This is a genomic window from Kiloniella litopenaei (genome assembly GCF_000982415.1).
GTDB classification, from domain to species: domain Bacteria; phylum Pseudomonadota; class Alphaproteobacteria; order Kiloniellales; family Kiloniellaceae; genus Kiloniella; species Kiloniella litopenaei.
Map to the genome: position 1 here is coordinate 207472 of NZ_LANI01000002.1, position 21358 is coordinate 228829.

Here is a 21358-nt window from a genome sequence, read left to right on the forward strand (position 1 = left end):
AGCCCTTGTCCTCAGTAGCCCGGCAAAGCAGGCACAGAAACAAAAGCTTTTTTGCACACATATACCTTAACTGAAATGGCAAGTTTTAAGTAGAAAAATATCCTAAAAAACTACATCAATACGTATGATATATTCGTAACAATTATGCTATTTTTATCTTTAATTTTATATAGTTATGAAAAAACGGCATATAGATAAAATTAGATATAAATACGATTAAAATATTCATTAAAAATCATTTAAATTTATAACAAATTGACCTTTAATTTTGATGTGTTTTTTTTGAACTAAATAAGGATAAAATCTCTCAACTACCTACCCATTTTGGGCTTCGTGCTGGCACCTTATTTGGCTTTAAACAACTGGCTCCTTATCAAGCATCTTTTTAAAATAGCATTGTGTAACAGGATAAAACAAAAGGGCGCTCTTTATATCAAAGAGCGCCCTTTTCATTTCTCAATAAAGATTGAGTTTATCAATCAATAACGATCTGAGTCGCAGGATCATTAACCAGATCATCGATGCTATCAATGGTCGAAGATGACCCTAGCCCCTGGAATGTAATCGATGCGCCATTGTGGAAGTTCACAACAACATCATTACCATCACCATTGTTGACAATACCAGAAACCATCGCATTCAGATCATCAAGATCCAAGCCAGCTGCACCAGTATCAACGACGTCACTGAAGTGAAGGATATCTTGGCTGCTTTCAAAGTCAGTAATGGTATCATCACCATCCCCAGCCCCTGCGAGCGAGAATACAAAAGTATCTTTACCACCCGTCAGAACAGCTGAGCCATCAACGTCACCTTCGACAACAAAATCACCAGTCATGACATCATCACCGGCACCGCCGATAAGGGTGTCATCACCACCTGTAAGCACGCTGTTACCGCCATAGACATCATCAGATATTTTCATATCCCCAATGAGAACGTCGTTATCAGCACCGCCTTCCAGTTGATCATTACCACCAGTTAAAGTCTGCGGACCAGTTTCAACGTTATCACGAATCTCGAAATCACCAATAAGCTCATCTTCGCCCGTGCCACCAATCAGCGTATCATCACCACCGACAAGGGTATGGCTGCCATACCTTTCAATATCATCATCGTTACGGACATCGCCGACGATTTCATCGTTTCCGGCACCACCATCAAGATAATCGTCGCCACCTGTGATCGTCACGCTACCACCCGAAGAAGACGAATCAGCGCCGATATCATCTTCGACATAGACATCACCGATTAGAGTATCATTATCGGCACCACCGTAGATGCGGTCCATACCACCAGTCAGGTTGGAATTTTCCAAATCCCTAGTGTTCTCTAGAACGGCAAAATCACCAACGGCAAAATCGTTACCAGCATGACCATGAATGACATCATCACCACCCGTAGCTGTCAGGCCAGACAAATGACCCGAAGTCTGGGCGAAGTCACCAACCAGAACATCATTGCCACCATTACCCAGTAGCGTATCGTTCCCATAGCCACCGATCAGAGTATCGTCTCCATCACCACCGATGAGAATTTCATCCGCATCAGTGCCAGTGACAGTATCGCCTTCCTGTACTTTGACAGAAACATTGGCGTCATTACTATCAATACCGTCAGCAGCCGTGTAATCAAAGCTACCTTCCGTAGCCGGCGTAACAATTGCCGTACTGTCGATTGATAGTTCAACCTCGTAATTGTCCGCACGATCGCGATCTCTTCCAATCGGTGCATTGTCTTCAACTCTGACAAAGACCTCGATCTGACCACCGGAAGTGTTTTCATAACTACCCGTTGTGAAATCTGGATCCAGCTCAACACCTGATGAGGAATAGAGTTTAAAGCCAGGGTTACCTTCTGAAGAAAGCACACTAAGAGACAGAATTTCACCGGCAAGAAGCGTTACTTTGAAAGCATCAGCATCCTTACGTACAGTATTGTAAGTACCGAAGATACCATAGTCATCATAATCACGCGCCGATTTCAGTTTTCCTTCGAAGCGGATTTTATGAACGATATCATTCCCAACGGAATTATCCTGTGCCCATTCTGTACGTGGTAGATCCACCGCGAGTGCACCAAAACCATTATTATTCACCCCAGAAACCCAGTCACCAATGAACCAGTTATAATCATAACCATCACCAGATCCTTCAGAAATCGTTTTCAAGGAACCAGAGCCAAAGCCAAGTGAAGATACATCGCCACCTTCTAGTGTGAAGGTAACAACCTCATTCCCCGCATCATGAGCAACAGTACCGTCAACCGGGTTGCTGACACCATCGACAGTCAAGGCATCGCCTTCAGCGTCCGTATCGTTCTGGAGCAATGCCCAATCCGGGATATCAATTTCACCCTGGACATTTGTCAGAACAATATCATCAACGGCAACAGGTGCATCGTTAGAGCCTGTCACAACAATTGTTGCCGTTGCGCTTGCGGATGCACCACTGTCATCACTCATTGTGTAATCAACAACAACAGTCGCGGTTTCACCTTCGGCAAGGTAATCAAACGCTGTACCCGGCTCAAAGAAAAGCTCATTACCGACAACAGTTACGTCAGCAGGAGTAGCCCCCTGATCCGCAGGCAGGCCAGATGCAAAGCTGACAGAATCTAGGCTGAATGTTGACGGGTTATCACCGTTATCAACATCTGTATCATTTGCCAGAACATCAACGGTAAGCGTTGCATTTTCATCGGTCGTAAGAGACCCATCAGGCCACCCCGGCCCTCTTATGGCAACCAGGTTGCTAATTGTCAGACTTTCATCGCCACCAGTGATATCACCAGAGAACTTGATTTCAATCCCACCATCATCTTTGGTCACAACATCAAAGCTGTAGCTGTTTGTCCCCTTATCATGAGTGACAAGAACTTCAACACCATTGATCTCAACGGTGAAGGTATCCTGATTACCACCAAAAGGATCCCAGCTTCCACCAGTTTCAGCATCAAAAGTGATGGTTACCTGACGACCAGCGTTCTGAGCACCAAAGCTAACGCCTAATGTTTTCTCGGAATCGGCCTTTGTCAGCTCAAAATCAGGAACCGTCCCAGTAATCGGAACACCCGCGGGAAGAACACCGTCATCAACAGCAACTGGTGCATCATTTGTACCAGTGATCTTGATTTTCAACTCAGCAGTATCACTGTCACCATCGGCATCTTCCATACGATAGGTAAAGGTATCGTAAACGGTTTCACCATCGGCCAGGGCCTGAACGTTCGCCGCACCATTGTTAAGTGTATAGGTGTAGCTACCATCAGAATTGATCGTCACAGACCCGTAAGTGCCAACCATTTCTGATGTTGTTGTAACAACGGCACCATCAGCACCCTGATCATCATTGGTCAGAACATTACCAACAGCAACCAGATCGCTATCTTCCTGAACCGCATCGGCGGCATTGGTATCATCAACAGCTTTCACACCATCATCTGTGATGTGGAATTTCAGGGTCGCTGTATCTGTATCACCATCGGCGTCGGTTATAACGATCTCGAAATGTGGCTCCAGTTCATCGCTAATCCCTGTGCGATTTGCATCAGGGTGATCAACGGCTTCATGAAGAACAATTTCATAATATCCATTATTATCAACCTTCAGTGTGATAACCGGAATTTCCGAACCATTAGGTCCGATCGCGGCAACACCGGTAAGAACCATGAAGTCACCATCAGCAACAGGATCACCGAACTCAATATCCTTGCCACCAGACGTGAACGGTACTTTTGCGCCGCCCGCATAGTCTGGATCTTTGACAAACTTGAGGTCTGTAATTTCAATTGATCCAGCACCATCAGCACCATAAAAACCGCTAAAGTAACCCGTTACTTTATCTGAACCGTTGCTGTGAAGATCACTCTCACGAAGGTGATTTGCTGTCTCGTTATCAAGGCCGGGTCCATCATCATCAATATTCACACGAATATTTGCTGTCGCCGTATCACCGTCACCATCCGTCACAGTATAGAACAGCGTATTCAGGTTGATGTCTTCGTCATGAGACCCTGTATTTGGGTGCTCAATGCCACGATACTGAGCAAAATACAAATCTGCACTTTCAGAAGATGTCGAATGCGACATATAGGCCACAAAAACAATTTCGCCGCTATCCAAACGTCCAACAACCGTATTTTCATCTTCGCTGTAAAGCTTGATGTCCTGATCTGTCGCAGCATCCTTTAAACCTGATAGCTCACCGTTGTAAGCGTTACCGTCTGCGTTTGTCAGATCAACTTTTCCACCAATTTTGTCTTTACCAAAATCAAAAGAAAGGCTCTCTTTAGCAATGGAAAGAGGATATCCATCAACAAGATCAGGGAAATCGCTTGGCGTATCACTGACAAAGATTTCATCTGTATTACCCTGTACACCAGGTGTTTCATCAGTATAGATCGCATCAGCCTGAGCAGAAGGACCATCATCGTCAATGTTGATCGTGGCAACCGCAGAAGCGGTGTCACCGTCACCATCGGTCAATGTTACAGTGAAGCCAAGCGCCAGCAGATCATCATGATCCGCAGGTGTAGAACCATCCTGATCGTGATCAAGTTGGCGATACTGGGTGAATTCGTATTTACCGTTTGTGGTATCAAATACGAAGGTATAAACCGCATCACCGCCTGTGGTCTCAGCTTCAATTGTGATAAAGCGACCATCCCCAGAAGTCGACGTTGATGTCGTCACTGTTTCTGTTGCTGATGTCACACCAGTAGGTGCTTCAACGCTAAAGCTGTGACCAACCACGTCGGTACCAACATCAAATGTCATCTGACCAACGGCAACACCACATCCATCAACCGGGTCGGCACCTGTGACATTAACGATAAGGTTTACATCGTTATAATCGCCATCGCCTTTTGGATTACGCAGGTCTTCCCAGTTCTGGTTACCGGGATAACCGTTATCAATAACGTGCGTAGAACCATCCGGGTTCAACCCAGAGTTAGAGAAGTAAGCAGGTTCCTGACTGCCTGAAAGCGCGTCAGCCCCTTTATAGGCAACCCACTTGCCGCCTTCAAATTTGAAGGTAACATCATCGCCAGCCGCAAGGCCTGTATTCTGATTGTCGCCATTCGGGATCAGGAAGATACCAACAGTCGCACCCTCGGGGTAATCAGCTTTGTTAAAAGTGATAGAGGTCGAAGTCAGATCATGCGCATCCGGTTGAATGATTTCGCCACCAATTGGATTACCATCAGCATCGGACACATAGTAACCAATTGTGTTGTGATACCCGGCAGAATCCTGACCCGCATTGGCAACATCAATTGTTACAGTTTCATCAGCACCAAACAGGCTATAAGTACCATAAAGCGCATCGCTTTCATCCATAGTCGCTGACGAAGCTTCAATCGAAGGACCATCATCTTCAACTGTAATTGTCGCAGTAGCGGGATCACTCACGTCACCTTCGCCATCAATTGCGACATAATCCAGAGTAAAGGACAATGCATCATCATGCTCGCCAGCAGAATTATCGCCATCGATACTATGATTAATCTGCTGATACTGAACAAAAGTCATTGTCGCAGTACCGGAAGATGTTGTTGGCTGTTCAAGATGTACAGAGAAAACAGCATTGCCTTCATCATCCAGACCCCAAACGATATTAGGGTTAGTATCATCACGGGTCAGGAAGATTGGACTAGAATTCTCGTCGCCTTCCCCACCAGCTGTCATCCCCGGAACTTCAAAGCTGTCATAATCGGCAAAATGCAGCTTTTCCGTACCAACATCAGACGCATCGGTTGGTGTTGTTGGCCCATCAGTTTTAAAATCAAATGCAACTTCAGCTTCTGCCTGACCAATAACAGAACCATGTACACCAACAGTGCTTGCAACCAATGCAGCAGCAACAGCCGCATTCAATGTGGCAACATCACCTGATCCGGCATCAACACCTTTGGTTTCATCATGTGTAAAGGTCACGCCCTGAACTTCAGGAATGTCTTCAATAATCCGGATTGTATGACTGCCATCCGTTTCTGCACGGTTGTTCAGGTCAGTTAATTCGTCACCAGAAAGATTAACCTCTTCTGCTATTGCTTTCAGGCCAATTGTCACATCACCATCATCGTGAGAAGAACCATCGCTCCAGCGTGAAGACGTCCAGTCCTGAGGGTTAAAGGTCAGGTCAATATCAACCAGACCACCTACATCATCCAGATCAGTTACATCAATTGTAATGCTATAAGTCGTGTTCAACCCGATATCGCCGGGGTTTTGCCCATCTGCAAGACCATCAACTGTAAAATCATACCCAAAAGTCGGGATCCAGTCAGATGGAATACCGCTTAGCACAATGGTATGAACTTCAGAACCATCAGTATAGTCACCAAAGGTAACGTTTACTGGTACAGTAACTTCGGCCTGTTCGTCATAAACATTATTTTCAGGCTCGGAAGCGCCATTACCAGCATCAAGGATGTTCGCCAGCAAATTAGAGCTATCAGAGGTCAGTACATGGACTTCACCAACGCCCAAATAATCAACCAGTGCCTGATATTCTGATACAACATTTGAAGTCGCCATAAAGACAGGGATAATACCTGAGGCCTCAATTGCTGCCTTTAACTGTGCCAGAGACGGATAATCTTCATCCAGATCGGCCGTCAGATCACCATCACCATCGTTAGCACCAAGACCAGAGGCATCACCTGCTTCGTGGAACGAGTTGTCGGTTGTCAAAACGACATATTTCGACGCCCCACTACGGAATCCAAGATCACTTGCGTTCTGCGCCAAGTTCAAAAGCGCTTCGATTTGACCTTCAGGCCCATCATTACCGCCCGTAGCACTAAAACCATCAACCGCGCTTTGAACAGCGGCCAGATCATCCGTTACATTCTCGGCATTCTGGAACACATAATCCGAAGGATCGCCATAAGGATCAAGCGGTTTATCTTTGAAGCTTCCCACACCAAGGCGAACATCGGCAGAGAATTCCCCGCCATCAATTTTACCAATTAGGCCCGACATTGCAGTTCGCACATTGGCAAGGTCGTTACTGAAAGACCCGGTCAGATCTTGTAATAGATACATATCAACAAGACCATCACCATTCAGACCGCCGTCGTCATTAAAGACAGGTTTATCAGCCGCTGCATCGACAACAGCAACTGCGGTCGCAGGGATAGAAGCACTTTCACCGGAATCAGGATCAGAAATATTCGCCGTTGCATTGACGGTGATATCCGCATCTGAATCAGCCGGTGGCAAGATAAAGACACTGTCAAAGTCTTCTGGCAACACAGTTACAGGGAAAGGACCTGCGAAGATATCCGCATCATCTGTCCCACCGATATAAAGTGTTACACCTTCGGGTAGAGCTTCAATAACGACGGAATCAAGCGTTTCATTATCAGCAGGGGTAAAGTTGAACTCGACCTGCATCGGGAATTCTTCCTGATCCCCCAGATGCTGGTTTGGCTGCCAATCTTCAAAACCGCCAGAGAAAGATCCGGAAACATATGTTTCGCCGCCTTCACCACCATCATCTGGAATGTCTGTTGTAACGGTCAGGAACGAAAGATCAAAAGTACCTTCGGCCGGGTCAGTAATCTCATCACCATTGGCCAGCAGGCCAAACTCAAGGCCAGTCCCGCCAAGCGCCTGTTGCGCCTGGAGCAGATCGATAATGTCACCCAGATTTTCGTCATAGGTGCTACCGCCACCACCTTGGGGTCCAGCGCCTGCACCAGCGGCAGTTTCAAGGGTTTCACCCTCAACAAGGGCCTGTGCCTGACCAATCAAAAGTCCGGCAGGAAGTTCAATACCACCGATAACAAGAACAGGGGCATCTTCGCCCTGGGCATCTTCAACAAGGTTCTGGAAAACGATGCGGCTATCGGCGCTACCGTCACCGTTACTGTCAAAGGTCAGAACAAAGTCGTTCCCTTCCAGTACCGGGGTTGCTGCCGTTGCATCAAAATTCAGGTTCGCTGTCTGACCTCTTTCCAGAGAAACAGTCTTGGTTTCTCCACCTGTTGGTGCTGTAATTTCAACAACAGAAGCAGCCTGACCAACAAGAAGGTCTTGCCCTTCTTCGCCTGAAACGTTTTCGTCGCCTGTATTCGTGAAACTTTCAGTCATAATATTTAGGACCCCTTATCCTAGTTTTGACAAACAGACTGTCAGATTTTTGATCTGTTCAGTCTGTTATAAACAAAAAATTGTTAAAATTTATTGGCAACAACTATACAGATTAGGAAAGTAATCGCAATCGCGTTTACGCCAAAAACTACATTATTATGTATGATCTTTTGGTTATGAGAAAGTTTTTGAACTTTTACACCCTATGATTCCCATGCATCCTTTTTATTCGACAACTCTGAAGCGAACTTGCCATCACTGGCTGTAGGGCGCATGATTATCAGGATAACAACCATCGCCAGGGGAAAGCATAAACCGTGCGTACCATCGATTACTATTACTCCACGCGCTCAAACTACACCTATCTGGGTGCGGCACGCTTGAATGCCTTGGCAAAAAAGTATGGCTTTAAAATTGTGCACCGCCCGATCATTCTCTCTAAAACAATGCCTGCAATAGGCGGCCTCCCCTTTGATGAACGTCCAACAATGTTACGTAACTATGCCATGAATGATGCCCTCCGCTGGGCGAGGTATCTTGACATTCCTCTCCAGCGCGAACCCATCCATCACGATGGCCCGGTAGAGTTACCTTCTGGAATTGTTATCGCTGCCCAACGAGCGAAAGAACGCGGGGAAAATGGCGATCTCGATTTACTCAGCCTCAAGGTTGTGGAAGCTCTCTGGCGAGATGATCGCGACATTGCGGACCAGCAAGTTATTACCGAACTGTGCGAAGCCGCAGACTTTAGTAACCTGCAAAGCCTTGTTAACGAAGCACTTTCACCCGCAGTGCAGGCCGAGTTGGATCGCAATTGCAGAGAAGCCGTTATGCGAGGCGTCATTGGCGCCCCTACCTACTTTGTTAATGGCGAGAACTTTTACGGACAGGATCGTTTGGATTTCGTCGAACGTGCCCTGAGCGAACATATACAGCCTGAGTGAACACATACATAAACCCAAAAGCTAATAAGGAAATAACGGGTACTTAGCTGTGCGGCAATAAACTGAGAGAGAAACTCACGGAAAAGAATACCCACCGTAACAACCAACCAGAACAGCAGAGCTGTTGATAGTCCGTTCATTGTCCACGAAAGTGTTTAGGCTGGGTCCTCGAAAGTGTTAAGGCTGGCGCCGGATTGAATGCCAACAAATTCAGCTAGCTCAATTACACACCTCTGGTTCAATTACGTCACCCCGATTTTAATCCCACGATTTTTATCCCCCGTTTTTTATCCCCGCCTTTAATCCGGGGTCTCTAACCGTCGGCTCCAATCTTCAACTTCCAGACGCGACAAACGCTTTTGCGCCAGCACTTTCCAGTTCTCAGCCAATTCGCCCAAGGATGCGAGAGACTGTAAATCTCTCCGATTAAGAGTATCCACATAAAGAACCTTTTGAATACGGGCTAAATTCCAATCAGGTTGAGGACGCTCAATTAAAGTAAGTTTATCCCCTTGATTAACAACGCCATTCTCAATGACACGATAGTACCACCCCGTTCGCCCCGATTTTTGGACACTCGCAGCCATTTTAGGGTAAGAGAAGCGTACGTTCAGTTTCCAACAAGGTTGACGTCCCTGAGAAACCTGAATAACGGCTGTACCAAATAGGAAAACATCCCCGATGCAAATATCTTGCTCTTGCAAACCTGTTGTCGAGATATTTTCCCCAAACCCGCCAACCTTGAGTGCGTCAGCATTGATGTTGGGAAATTCATCAGACCATGTCTTATAATGTTCTTGTGCATAGTGATGTAATGCCTTTTCCGGGCCACCGTGATGTCGTGGATCGGCCTGTTCATCATCCACAAAACCCAGTTTTGTTACTTTCAAAGGGCCGGATACAAGATTTTTTGCTATTGCGCTAGGCTGTCCCTTTGGTCCAAACGGAACAGATTTCCCGATCAAAAGGCTCTCGATGACATAACTTGAGCTTGAGCTTGGGTTTAGGGTAGCACTTGATTCGGAGCTTTGAGTGGTCATAAACAGGGTCTCAATTTGGGAACAGAACGAAAGACTTTATCAAGCTAACGGCAAGCCTTGGGGACAGCAAGATCAAACAAAGGCTTGAATTAATTCCAAGCCCTTGTTTCAAAAACATGCATCAAATTCGCCCCCAAGATCCCGATGCCTCCCTATCCCAGGGATCACACACCGCAAGAACCAAAGGGATCAGGATCACGCGTTTTGCGCGGGTTCAGTATCCGTAAACCGAACAGGCTTACCCTGTGGATCGCCAATCAGTTCACCGTCTTTCATCACAACCATACCACGGATAATTGTCGCCATTGGCCAGCCCTTAACGGTCACACCTTCAAAAGGTGACCATCCACATTTATAGGCCAGCCAATCTTTGCTGATGGTTTCTTCCTTGTTCATATCAACAATGGTAAAATCAGCATCAAAACCACAGGCAATACGCCCCTTACCCGCAATATTATAGATACGCGCCGGACCGGATGATGTCAGATCAACCAGACGTTCCAGAGAAAGATTGCCCTTGTTCACATGGTCCAGCATCAACGGCATCAACGTCTGCACCCCCGGCATACCGGATGGTGACGCAGGATATGGCTTCTGCTTTTCTTCCAATGTATGGGGTGCATGGTCCGACCCCAGCACGTCAACGATCCCTGTACGGATCCCTTCCCACAGACCAAGACGATGTTCTTCGTCCCGAATTGGCGGGTTCATCTGGGCAAAGGTGCCAAGTTTCTCGTAACAGCCCGGTGCGCTCAGGGTCAGGTGCTGCGGCGTTGTTTCAACCGTCACCAGATCCTTGTTCGCCGCAAGGATTGGCATCTCATCCTTGCTGGTTATATGCAGCACATGAACACGGCGGCCGGTTTGACGGGCAAGGCGACAGATCCGGGTTGTCGCCAGTACAGCCGCTTCCGGGTCTCTCCAGACCGGGTGCATGGTTGGATCTGCCCCATCACGTACCAATGAAAAACGCTCTCTGAGACGGTTTTCATCTTCGGCATGGACAGGACAACGGCGGGTTCCGTTTTTTAGAACATCGACCAACAGCCCCTCTTCTTCCACCAAAAGACTTCCGGTAGAAGAGCCCATGAAGATCTTGATCCCGGCACAGCCCGGAAGTTTTTCCAATTCGCCCAGTTCATCCACATTCTCTTCCGCAGCCCCGATAAAGAAAGCATGGTCAGTCCAGGCTCTGTTTTCACAGCGGGATAGTTTATCTGCAAGCTCGACGGGACCAAGAGTATTGGGATTTGTATTTGGCATTTCAAAGATGGCAACAATGCCACCCAATGCCGCCGCAGCAGTCCCACAGGCCAGATCTTCCTTGTGCTCTAATCCCGGTTCACGAAAATGAACCTGAGTATCAATGGCCCCGGGCAGAACATGTTGCCCTGTCGCATCATATTCCTCTTTTGACGTTGCGCTCTCTAGATTACCAAGAGCAACAATGCGCCCGCCCTTCACACCAACATCAATTTTTTCGGTTCCGTTCGGGGTAACAACATCACCGCCCTTAATGATCAGGTCGTAGCTTTCGCTCATGAAGCAATCCTTTTTTCTTGCGCTAATAATTTCTCAAAGAGATCGATGTAATTTTGCACACATGCCTCTTCGGTGTAATCTTTTCTATAGGTTTCAAAGCCAGCTGCGGTAAGGCGCTCGGCCAAACCCTCTTCATCCATAACCCGGGAAATTGCCGCGGCCATTCCCCTGTGGTCATCAACAGGTACCATAAGTGCGTCGTGATTGTCAGTTGCCATCTCTTCCGGTCCGGCTGTCCGCGTCGTCACCAATGGTGTTTTTGTTGCCCAAGCCTCAATCATAACCGATCCAAAGGGCTCAAACCGCGAAGGGAAAACGCAAATATCAGCCGCCGCCAATAAAGCTCCGCGATCATTACGCCAACCCAAAAACCGAACCCGACCCTGTACACCAAGTTCCTTTGCCAATGCTTCCAGCTCTTCGCGCAAAGGTCCTTCACCTGCAATCCACACATAAGGGCGAGCCTCTATTTTCGCTGCACGCAACAAGGTATCAAAAGCTTTATTTTCATGTAATCGTCCCAGAGACAGCAAAACAGTCGCATCATCGGGTGTATTCAAATCAGCTCTGGAAACCGGGGCGGCATCAACCTCGACAGAGGCAAAGTTCGGAACGTGATGTGATCGCTCTGCGGGCCATCCGACTGATATCAAATAATCCACAATATCCTTGGTGTTACCAATCAGATGATCACAGTTTTTATAATTCTTGAGCTTGTAATATCCGCCCAAACGGGCAAGGTGTAAAAAATCACCTTTGGGGCACAGGGACGTGGCCCTGTTCATAAAGGTCATTACCACATCAGGTTTAAATTCCTTTACTTTCTGCTTTAGTCCTTTTTTCGTCTTAAAATCAAAGAGCTTGCCAAAGGGAAGAACCAACGTTTCAATACCTGCGCCCTTAAACAGGCTAACGCGGTTATCGTTCTGGCGGAGAGCAGTATGGGTTTCAATACCTGCACGATGCAAGGCAAGTGTTATATGCGTATAAAAGGTTTCCGCACCTCCTTCACCCCCGGCACCCAATACCAATAGAACCTTCACCTTGTGATCTCTCCCCGCTTAAATCCACCAGCCCCATTAATCATAACGGCCGCGCCCTGGCATTCAGAATGATGTCTACAGAAAATAAGATTAAACTGCCTACTGTTTAACGGAATTCTTTCTAAAAACAAACAGTAACCCAACCCAAAACCAGAAATAATAGACCACATTACTTTAAAAGAATATTTGTGACCAAATTGCGGCCTATCCAGAAATATATATTCCCCTGGTACGATATAAGTTAAGCTAGGGCACTATATGGTTTTCATATTGCTTTTTTCAGATTACATCCTTCATTCTGAAAATATGTTATTGTTGATTGAATATTTTTATAGTTCCCGGGAAAATTGGTTACGCCAGAAAAGGTAAACTCAACCGCCATAAAGGTATCCAGTAATGATTATGTATCTTTGCCAGTTTTTAATCTGAAGTAATTCAAGCAGGTAGAAGCGTGACAATTGAACGCCCCGAAATGACAACAGAAGATCCAGACCTTGTCGCCAATGATGATACAACAGGCGACGGAGAGAGCTTACATACGCCCGGCCCCCCAAAGCGCGTGTTGGTTATCAAGCTCTCTGCGTTTGGCGACTTCATTCTCTCTATCAGATCATTTCAGGCAATCAGGGCACATCACCCCGGTGCCGATATTACACTGTTAACGACAAAGCCCTATGTTTCCCTGGCCAAAGCCAGTGGTTGTTTTAACACTGTATTGATGGACAGTAAGCCGAAAATCTACGAAATTCCGTCCATCTTGAAACTGCGCAAAACATTGCGTTCTTTCAAGTTTGACCGCGTTTATGATCTGCAACGGAACGAACGCACCGGGTTTTATTACAAACTGTTTCCAGCAAACAAGCCTGAGTGGGTTGGTAACGTTCGTGGGTGTTCTCACTATTACGAAAAGCCTGACAATGGCGTTTTCCACATTGCCGTTCGAGAAAAAGAACAACTGAAAACGGCTGGCATTACAGATGTCAGACTGCCGGATTTGTCTTTTATCAAAGCTGATATCGAAGATCTTGCACTTCCCAGATCTTACGCCTTGCTTGTGCCCGGCGGTGCCCCACATCGTCCGGAAAAACGATGGCCTGTCACGCGCTTTGCCGAACTTGCAGATCACATGACACACCTCGGGATTACACCTGTTCTTATCGGCACAGAAGCAGAGCGAGTTGAATGTGATCAAATCAAACAATTCTGTTCTGCAGCCCTCAATCTTTGCGGGAAAACCAGTCTGGAGCAAATAGGTGTCATTGCCAGAAAGGCACAGTTTGCAGTGGGAAACGATACAGGTCCCATGCACTTGATTTCTGCGGCGGGTTGCCCCGTTATCGTCCTGTTCTCAAATGCTTCTGACCCAAATAAGATTTGCCCCATTGGCCCAGAGGTAGAAATCATACAAGTGGATGATCTACAGAACCTTGAGCTAGAAAAAGTTGCCGCGGCCTTGCCTGCTGCAAACACAGATTAAGCTTTTGCAAATCTCGAAGCACAAAACAGAACTAAAAAAACCATAGTAAAATATAGGGGCAAAATAATAGCTGTAAAATATAGTCAGGAAGATATCACAAAAACTGAGTGTTCAATGACTTACGGCTTTAAACGATCCGCTTCGTAACGTGCCTTGATGTGGGAAACCATTGGGTAAAGCGCAGCAAAGGTCGCGATCAGAAAACCGTATCCACCTTCCCGATACCCTTTTCGCCCAATAAAACACCGCCAAAAACGGCTTATAATACGGCGCGCGTTGTGGGGCATCGTCCCGATATCACCGCTATCCAGCAGATCCTTTGCCCTTGCCGTTGTATAGGAATCAAAACGTCTGATCATATCGGATATATTATCATCCACATAGTGAACCAGTCTGTTTTGTAATTTGTGCCCTCGACGGGCGCCATCTTTCCAGTGAAGCTTTGGATGAACACGTTCTTTTCCCCAACGCTTTACACCTTTTCGGCAGAGACGGGAAACCGATCCAGTACCAAATTGCGCGCCCCAGCCATATCGAACACGATTTTTACCAATATAATTATCAACGGGCAGAAGATAATAATCAGCATCAGCATGCGCTACAGTCATACAAATTTCTTTTGCCAAAGCGGGTAAAATACGCTCATCCGCATCTAATTCGAGTATCCATTCACCACGACAAGCATCATTACCGACATTTCGTCGGTCCCCTTCTATCGGCCATCCACCTTCGACGATACGATCAGTATATTCCAACACAATTGATTTTGACCCATCTGTACAACGATCAAGAACGACGACAATTTCGTCGCAAAATTTGATTCCTTCCAGACAATCACGAATACGCTCTTCTTCGTTGTGTATCACAACCAAGGCTGATAATTGAATTTCCCTGTCATTGTCCTGTGATGCATTCATCTCTATCGGCATGATTTTTTCCAGTTAACAACCAAGATCAATCTAGATCTCCGTCTCGTTATTTTGTCCTCGGTTACACAGCTCCTGTGCAGCAGAAACAACAGTCTCCACAGCAAGGGATTTCATGTAGCTCTCAACCCCGTGACTGTAATCATAATTCGGATGGCTTACTATTTCTCGATAACTTTCAGGTGTACGAATACAGGCACAGTCTGCCCCCCAGGGGTGATAACGCCATTCGGGGCTAGGTCCAAATAATCCCAGAGTTTTAACCCCTGCCGCAGCAGCAAGATGCATCAGACCGGAATCATTCCCAACAAACAGATCACAGCGTCTTAAACAAGCCGCAGCCGTAACCAAATCATGGCCGATCAGGTCTATAACTTTTTCGGAAGGTAAAGACGACAACACAGATTTTATTTGTTCTCGCTCATGAGGGGCTGCCAAGACCATCAGTCGTGCACCGGGAAGGACGCCCTCTGCCCCGGTAAGAGCATCGATCAATCCGATGAATTTTTCCACAGGCCACTGCTTCCCGCTCCAGTTCGCAGCGGGGCCTACGGCAAGAACTTTCGATCCCTCTGGGACCAATTCCGCAGCTTTTTGATTATGTGTCTCATCGGTCCAAACCACTGGAGATGGCGGCTCAACACTATTGAGAACTTTGGACAGCTCCACTATACGATGAACCTTGTCATCCTTGGCAGAATTAACCAACCTGCGCCCGGTCCATAGGAAATAACTAATACCGGTTCCCCGCATATCAACGACAACATCCCAGCGTTTTTTCACACAACGCGTCCACAACTTTAGCCAATGTGCGTGGTATTTTTGCTTTTTTATGACGATGATTTCTTCCAATCCGGGTACAGCTTCATATAAAGAAGCAGATGCCTGTCCAACAGCAACTGTTACCTTTGCGCCGGGGTATTGGTCCAACATCGCCTGTAAAACACCGTTAGACAAAACGGCATCGCCAATTCGGTTGGCCGTGATAAAAAGAATTCTCAACGCAGTTGTTCCACCATTGGGCAGTTGTCCCACCATTGGGATGATTAAATCGGGTGTAGATGATTTATAGCAAGCTTACTCTTTCATCAACACTTCTAACACCTTATATATCACAAGACACATTTCAGGACAGGGAACAGTCCTGACAAAAGACCCAGATGCTGTGTTGATCTGATATTGCTTAAAGAGACTGAATAAAAATGAGTAACATCGCTGCCATTAAACTTGACCACCGTACCATCCTGAAACTGGATGGCGAGGACCTTGTCCCTTTCCTTCAGGCGGTCGTTACTCAAGACATCGGGCGGGTGTCCCCAACAAAATCAGTCTGGTCCGCGTTATTAACGCCACAGGGCAAATTTTTGCATGATTTTTTTGTAGCATCATCCCCCGAAGGCGGGTTTTTGCTTGATTGTGAAAAAGAACGCGCCGCGGATCTGTTACGCCGTTTGAAGCTGTATAAAATGCGTTCAAAAGCGACATTGGAACAGACAGATAACCGCTATAGCATTCTTGCTCTTCAAGGACAGAATTTAGATCAAAAATTTGGTATCCCACTAGAAAAAGGCGCCAGTAAAGCGATTGCTAACGGCTGTATTTACATCGACCCACGCCACCCGGCTATGGGTGCTAGGGCGATTATCCCGACTGATAAACTGTCAGATTTTCTGAAAGAAAATGCACTTTCGGAAAGCACACTTGCCGATTATGACCAGATCAGGGTCGCGCTGGGGATCCCCGATGGTAGCCGTGATCTGGAGGTTGAAAAATCAATTCTGTTGGAAAATGGTTTTAATGAACTAGATGCCATTGACTGGGACAAAGGATGCTACATCGGACAAGAACTTACAGCCCGAACCAAGTATCGCGCCCTTATCAAAAAACGCCTTCTGCCTGTAAAATTGACTGGTTCAATACCTGAAGCAGGTTCAGACATAACCAACTCGGGCAAAAATGTTGGTATTCTTCGGTCTGTGTACGGTAACCTCGGTCTGGCAACACTAAAAATAGATGCCATTGGTTCTGACCAGTTACTTTGCAACGGAACAAATGTGACGCCCTTGCTTCCAGATTGGATAGAAATCGACGCATGAATAAGCTTGATCAAAAATTCGAGCAAAAGATCGTTAAAGATGACGATTCTTCTTCTCTGATTGATTTGATAAAGTCATGTTATGAAGAATACGCAGATCGCGGCATTGTATTTGATATCCAAGAAGAGCCGGATCTTTTAAAACCTGCGTCTTACTTTAAACTTCATAACGGTCATCTTTTTGGAGTTAGCACCACAATAGATCCAGAAAGATTAATAGCAGTTTGCGGTTTCATACAATCAAATCCTGATTATTTGAAAGTTCATTCTATGGAATTGAAGAAACTTTATGTTTGCTCTGACTATCGGGGATGTGGCCTTGCACAACACCTTGTGAAAGAAGTTATTCAGGAAGCTCATATAAGAAAGGTCTCTGAACTCTTGCTTTGGACTGACACACGATTTACCAAAGCTCATCAATTGTACAACAAGCTCGGTTTTATAAAACAGAAAACGACCCGAAAATTATCAGATAAAAGTAATACAGAAGAGTTCTGCTATCGCTTGACTATTTAATAAACGAACAATCTCAATGCCCCGAAGCACTTGAGACCAAATTAAGTATCAACACGCCACCAAGGATCATACCAATGCCGATGACACCTGCCAGATCCATTTTTTCTCCATAGATAACCATACCCAAACCTGCGGTAAGGACAATTCCAGCCCCGGACCACACTGCATAGGTCACACCAATGGAAAGTTGACGAGTGACAATGGACAACAGATATACGGCAATTAAATAGCCGACGATAGAAACAGTTGTCGGTAAAGGCTTTGTGAAACCATCAGCAGCTTTTAAAGAGAGCGTCGCGATAACCTCGCTTGCAATGGCAATAGCCAAGATCAGATAAACTGACATAAATTTCGCCTTGAAAATAAAGAAAATGACCGGGGGAAACAAAGAATCCAGAATTGATGCTTCTTTGGATATTTAGCCACAAAACCGCCTAAAGAACTAGCTTGTTTGTGGCACTTCAATCCAGTTTTCCAAAAAAGCTCGTAGGTTCATAATATCAGGCCACCCCGCAGCGACATCAATCTTCATTTGGCGCGCCCGATCCAGATCGTGATCAGGCAAGGCACGATAACTAAAGATTGCGGCTTTTCCCGCCGGCGCCCCCAAATCTTTTAACCAATCAAGCTTATAGAGCATTGAACTGGACGGACCCGAGGGGTGGGATTTGGGATTGAAATATCCTGTTTTACATTCAACGAGGTAAAGCCTGTTGTTACAAAGAAATGCAATATCAATTTCATTTCTGGAGCCTGTCGGTGATTCGATATTCAAACCACTGGCGATATCCCCAATTTGTACGGGATAATTCTGTTCTGCCCAATCATCTTTCAGCTGATTTATAACGCCATACCCATACAGTTCGAACCACCCGCCTCTCATGAATCTGGCCGCTTCATTCCCCCTGAAAACCAGATGCTGTTTTTTCCATTCCACCAGTCCGGTTTCACGAAAACAATCAACCATCTTCATAAAATCGGGGTTTTTCGTCAACTTATGTGAAACAGGACCAGCCCGATAAAGTCCCTTGCTTTCTTTTGCCCGGCTCATATATCCGTTTAACGCCCCAATTACCGGCGAAAATTTCTTTATATTGCCGGCCATTTTTGCGCCCAGTTGCATCTGTTGTTTGTCAAGCGCATGTCGCACAGGTTTTGGGGCAATAACTTTAAATCCATTCCCTGATAAAACATCTTCAAGCAAGGCATTATCAGGGATATCAGAAGGCGCACCGTCCCCCCCATTTAACCAGACAATCCGGTCATTTCGGGTATCAACCAAAAAGGCAGGTAAATGGTTTCGCATGAAGACCGCAACAGCCGCCATGCTCAATGCTTTTCCTCCGCCAGACGCGTTTAGAACAACAGATCGTTTTTCTTGTGGAGACAGGGTTTCAAAAACAATTGAGATCTGCCCAATCAGGTATGAAATATCAACGGGGTCAACACCTTCATCAATCGTATGGATATCCACAACAATCTCGTGTCCGGTCAATGTTTCCTTTAGATATCTGGCCTGATCAAGATGGCGGTGGTCACATAACAACAAAACCCTTTTTGGGGGAAAGAAATCACTGTTCCCGATATCAGCAAGAGCCGGGTTCAGGTTTGGTAAACTGGTATCCGATACCAGACAAATATGGACAGGCCCCGTACTGCTGTCGGTCATGCACGTAATGCAAAATTTAATTTTGTCCCCACCACAGCCAATAAATCAAAGGGCGAAACCCCATCCAACTGCTCAGGAAGCAACCCGTTGTTTTGAATAAACGCAACCCCCTTGCACCCGAAATTATCCTTCAAACCATCAAAAAGCCATTCTTGCGCTTGTGTTTCCCGCCTTTTAGACAGCTCTCCCGTCGTTGACATCCATGTATTGTGTTCGTCAAGCAGAGCTATAAATTTCTGAATATCCCCAGAATTACTTGATGATAATGATAAAACTTTCACATCCCATTTATCTGTACGCGGCACCGTCAGGGATAATGCCCCACGTAAATCGGCCTTGGCTCGTTCAGCCGCTTTGCCCAAATCAGCTTTTGTTACCAGTGCAATATCGGGAATTTCTGCAATACCTGCTTTCATGAATTGTAACGCATCCCCCGAACCGGGCTGAACACAAAACACGATGCTATCGGCGACACTTGAAACATCCGTTTCCGATTGACCAACCCCGACCGTTTCAATCAGCACAATATCAAACACAGCTCGCATCAACACCATCGCAGCAACGGTATGATCGGACAAACCACCCAACCTTTGCCGTGCGGCCATTGATCGTACAAAAACGCCCTGATCATCAGGATCCGTAGAAAACCGAACCCGATCCCCCAAAAAAGCCCCACCGGACTTTTTGGACGATGGATCAATTGCAATCACCCCCACAGTACGATTAGCTTTGCGATAACACGAAATCATTTCGGACAATAAGGTGGATTTTCCCACCCCTGGAGGTCCAGTAATACCAATCACCTGGGCCCGGGGTTGAGCATAACATTCACTTAACAGTGGCAACATCATCTCATATGACTGCTCTAAAGCTGAAAGTGCGCGAGAAAAAGCCAACTTACCGCCGCCACGCAAAGTCATCAGATCGGGTATCACGTACTCTTTCATGACCTAATTTGCCCCTTGCTCCAGACCATCAAAACATGATGCTAGCAAAACCATTAAGAGTGAGCATTAAATAACTACCCCTTTTGCTTAATTCATTATAAATTTCTAGAATAATAAGATGCCTCAAGAAAATAACCGCAAAAGAAGGCCAGGGATGACAGAAGAACAAGGGATAGAATATGGTGACGAGGGTAACCTTGCAAAGAGGGTAGCCGACTTACTTCGGGTCGATATTGCAACAGTTAACAATGATAATAATACATCCTCAAAGCCACTTTTCAGCGCGAAAGACTTTTCTGTCTTTGACCATCTGCATTCCAGGGGCCGCGCAGCAACTCAAGAACTGAGTGAATATCTGTCAGCCCACCCTGGCTCTGAACTTCTTGATATTGGCTGTGGCATCGGTGGCCCAGCGCGCTTCATCGCTGAACGATTTGTATGCAAGGTACATGGCATTGATCTGACAAAAGATTTTTGCGAAACCGCAGTGCTGTTGAACCGTTTGTGTGGACTAGATAAACGTATTCAGATCACCCATGGCGATGCTTGTGATATGCCCTATGACGACAATCATTTTGATACCGTTTGGACCCAACACACATCCATGAATATCGCGGACAAGAACGCGTTTTATTCTGAAATCAAACGGGTTCTCAAGCCCGGTGGAACTTTTTTATTTCACGACATATTTTCAAACGACGCCTTACAAACAGACGAAGAACGCCAAATACACCTGCCTGTTCCATGGGCAAGCCGTCCAGAGCACAATCACCTCGTCCCCGGGGAAGTTATTCGAGATATCTTGAAAGATCTGGGGTTTCACCGAGAAATCTGGACAGATGTGACCGCTGAAACACACCTGTGGTTCCATAACTACAATGGTGCAAACAACGGCCAAAACACATTGTCAAAAGATCTGAACCCCACACTTTTTATCGGCAGAGATTTCCCCGAACGCGCCAAGAATTTGAAAAAAAATCTGGCATTAAACAAAATCTCTATCATACAGGGCGTTTTCAGAAAGGGTTGATTACAAACATTCTACCTAAGCCAATAGT

14 protein-coding genes are annotated in these 21358 nt (G+C 46.1%); 5 read left to right on the forward strand and 9 right to left on the reverse strand.

Annotation, left to right across the window (positions count from 1 at the left end; all coding sequences use genetic code 11):
- Window positions 1–475: 475 nt before the first annotated feature.
- Window positions 476–8101, reverse strand: coding sequence for a DUF5801 repeats-in-toxin domain-containing protein (locus tag WH95_RS02630; protein WP_046502595.1), 7626 nt, complete (start codon window positions 8099–8101; stop codon window positions 476–478).
- Between the two features lie 317 nt (window positions 8102–8418).
- On the opposite strand from WH95_RS02630, the gene WH95_RS02635 reads away from it, so the two are divergent.
- The gene (locus tag WH95_RS02635) at window positions 8419–9045 is read left to right on the forward strand and encodes a 2-hydroxychromene-2-carboxylate isomerase (protein ID WP_046502598.1); all 627 of its coding nucleotides are present in this window, start codon (window positions 8419–8421) and stop codon (window positions 9043–9045) included.
- Between the two features lie 299 nt (window positions 9046–9344).
- On the opposite strand, the gene WH95_RS02640 is transcribed toward WH95_RS02635, so the two are convergent.
- From WH95_RS02640 to WH95_RS02650, 3 genes are all read right to left on the reverse strand, one after another.
- Window positions 9345–10085 (reverse strand): MOSC domain-containing protein, encoded by a 741-nt coding sequence (locus WH95_RS02640; RefSeq protein ID WP_082113949.1) that lies wholly within the window; start codon window positions 10083–10085, stop codon window positions 9345–9347.
- Window positions 10086–10280: 195 nt separating this feature from the next.
- Window positions 10281–11627: a dihydroorotase gene (locus WH95_RS02645; RefSeq protein WP_046502600.1), complete on the reverse strand. Its 1347-nt coding sequence runs from the start codon at window positions 11625–11627 to the stop codon at window positions 10281–10283.
- Window positions 11624–12670, reverse strand: coding sequence for a glycosyltransferase (locus tag WH95_RS02650; RefSeq protein ID WP_046502603.1), 1047 nt, complete (start codon window positions 12668–12670; stop codon window positions 11624–11626). The genes WH95_RS02645 and WH95_RS02650 overlap by 4 nt, the downstream gene beginning before the upstream one ends.
- Before the next feature lie 451 nt (window positions 12671–13121).
- Between WH95_RS02650 and WH95_RS02655 the strand changes: the two genes are divergently transcribed.
- Window positions 13122–14147: a glycosyltransferase family 9 protein gene (locus WH95_RS02655; protein WP_052741738.1), complete on the forward strand. Its 1026-nt coding sequence runs from the start codon at window positions 13122–13124 to the stop codon at window positions 14145–14147.
- Between the two features lie 119 nt (window positions 14148–14266).
- Here WH95_RS02655 and WH95_RS02660 read toward each other — a convergent pair whose 3' ends face one another.
- Together WH95_RS02660 and WH95_RS02665 are read right to left on the reverse strand one after the other, a co-directional pair.
- Complete coding sequence (locus WH95_RS02660; protein ID WP_245622929.1) at window positions 14267–15076, reverse strand: glycosyltransferase family 2 protein; 810 nt, start codon at window positions 15074–15076, stop codon at window positions 14267–14269.
- Window positions 15077–15106: 30 nt separating this feature from the next.
- Window positions 15107–16075: a glycosyltransferase family 9 protein gene (locus WH95_RS02665; protein ID WP_046503265.1), complete on the reverse strand. Its 969-nt coding sequence runs from the start codon at window positions 16073–16075 to the stop codon at window positions 15107–15109.
- Window positions 16076–16275: 200 nt separating this feature from the next.
- On the opposite strand from WH95_RS02665, the gene ygfZ reads away from it, so the two are divergent.
- Both ygfZ and WH95_RS02675 read left to right on the forward strand, forming a co-directional pair.
- Window positions 16276–17169, forward strand: a complete 894-nt coding sequence (gene ygfZ, locus WH95_RS02670; RefSeq protein ID WP_046502605.1) for a CAF17-like 4Fe-4S cluster assembly/insertion protein YgfZ — start codon at window positions 16276–16278, stop codon at window positions 17167–17169.
- On the forward strand, window positions 17166–17684 hold the full coding sequence (locus WH95_RS02675; RefSeq protein WP_046502607.1) for a GNAT family N-acetyltransferase: 519 nt from the start codon (window positions 17166–17168) through the stop codon (window positions 17682–17684). The genes ygfZ and WH95_RS02675 overlap by 4 nt, the downstream gene beginning before the upstream one ends.
- A gap of 13 nt (window positions 17685–17697) precedes the next feature.
- On the opposite strand, the gene WH95_RS02680 is transcribed toward WH95_RS02675, so the two are convergent.
- The 3 genes from WH95_RS02680 to WH95_RS02690 form a co-directional block, all read right to left on the reverse strand.
- Window positions 17698–18030: a DMT family transporter gene (locus WH95_RS02680; protein WP_046502610.1), complete on the reverse strand. Its 333-nt coding sequence runs from the start codon at window positions 18028–18030 to the stop codon at window positions 17698–17700.
- 96 nt (window positions 18031–18126) lie between these two features.
- Window positions 18127–19353, reverse strand: a complete 1227-nt coding sequence (locus tag WH95_RS02685) for a Card1-like endonuclease domain-containing protein (protein ID WP_046502612.1) — start codon at window positions 19351–19353, stop codon at window positions 18127–18129.
- A complete protein-coding gene (locus tag WH95_RS02690; protein ID WP_046502614.1) occupies window positions 19350–20300 on the reverse strand; it encodes an ArgK/MeaB family GTPase in 951 nt (316 codons plus the stop codon). The genes WH95_RS02685 and WH95_RS02690 overlap by 4 nt, the downstream gene beginning before the upstream one ends.
- Before the next feature lie 154 nt (window positions 20301–20454).
- Between WH95_RS02690 and WH95_RS02695 the strand changes: the two genes are divergently transcribed.
- Window positions 20455–21330: a class I SAM-dependent methyltransferase gene (locus tag WH95_RS02695; RefSeq protein WP_157845870.1), complete on the forward strand. Its 876-nt coding sequence runs from the start codon at window positions 20455–20457 to the stop codon at window positions 21328–21330.
- Window positions 21331–21358 lie beyond the last annotated feature (28 nt).

Excerpts from the sequence above, each read along its gene's own strand:
- WH95_RS02630 (WP_046502595.1), bottom strand. The coding sequence starts at position 8,101 with ATGACTGAAAGTTTCACGAATACAGGCGACGAAAACGTTTCAGGCGAA.
- WH95_RS02640 (WP_082113949.1), bottom strand. The coding sequence starts at position 10,085 with ATGACCACTCAAAGCTCCGAATCAAGTGCTACCCTAAACCCAAGCTCA.
- WH95_RS02645 (WP_046502600.1), bottom strand. The coding sequence starts at position 11,627 with ATGAGCGAAAGCTACGACCTGATCATTAAGGGCGGTGATGTTGTTACC.
- WH95_RS02660 (WP_245622929.1), bottom strand. The coding sequence starts at position 15,076 with ATGCCGATAGAGATGAATGCATCACAGGACAATGACAGGGAAATTCAA.
- ygfZ (WP_046502605.1), top strand. The coding sequence starts at position 16,276 with ATGAGTAACATCGCTGCCATTAAACTTGACCACCGTACCATCCTGAAA.
- WH95_RS02675 (WP_046502607.1), top strand. The coding sequence starts at position 17,166 with ATGAATAAGCTTGATCAAAAATTCGAGCAAAAGATCGTTAAAGATGAC.
- WH95_RS02680 (WP_046502610.1), bottom strand. The coding sequence starts at position 18,030 with ATGTCAGTTTATCTGATCTTGGCTATTGCCATTGCAAGCGAGGTTATC.
- WH95_RS02685 (WP_046502612.1), bottom strand. The coding sequence starts at position 19,353 with ATGACCGACAGCAGTACGGGGCCTGTCCATATTTGTCTGGTATCGGAT.
- WH95_RS02690 (WP_046502614.1), bottom strand. The coding sequence starts at position 20,300 with ATGAAAGAGTACGTGATACCCGATCTGATGACTTTGCGTGGCGGCGGT.
- WH95_RS02695 (WP_157845870.1), top strand. The coding sequence starts at position 20,455 with ATGACAGAAGAACAAGGGATAGAATATGGTGACGAGGGTAACCTTGCA.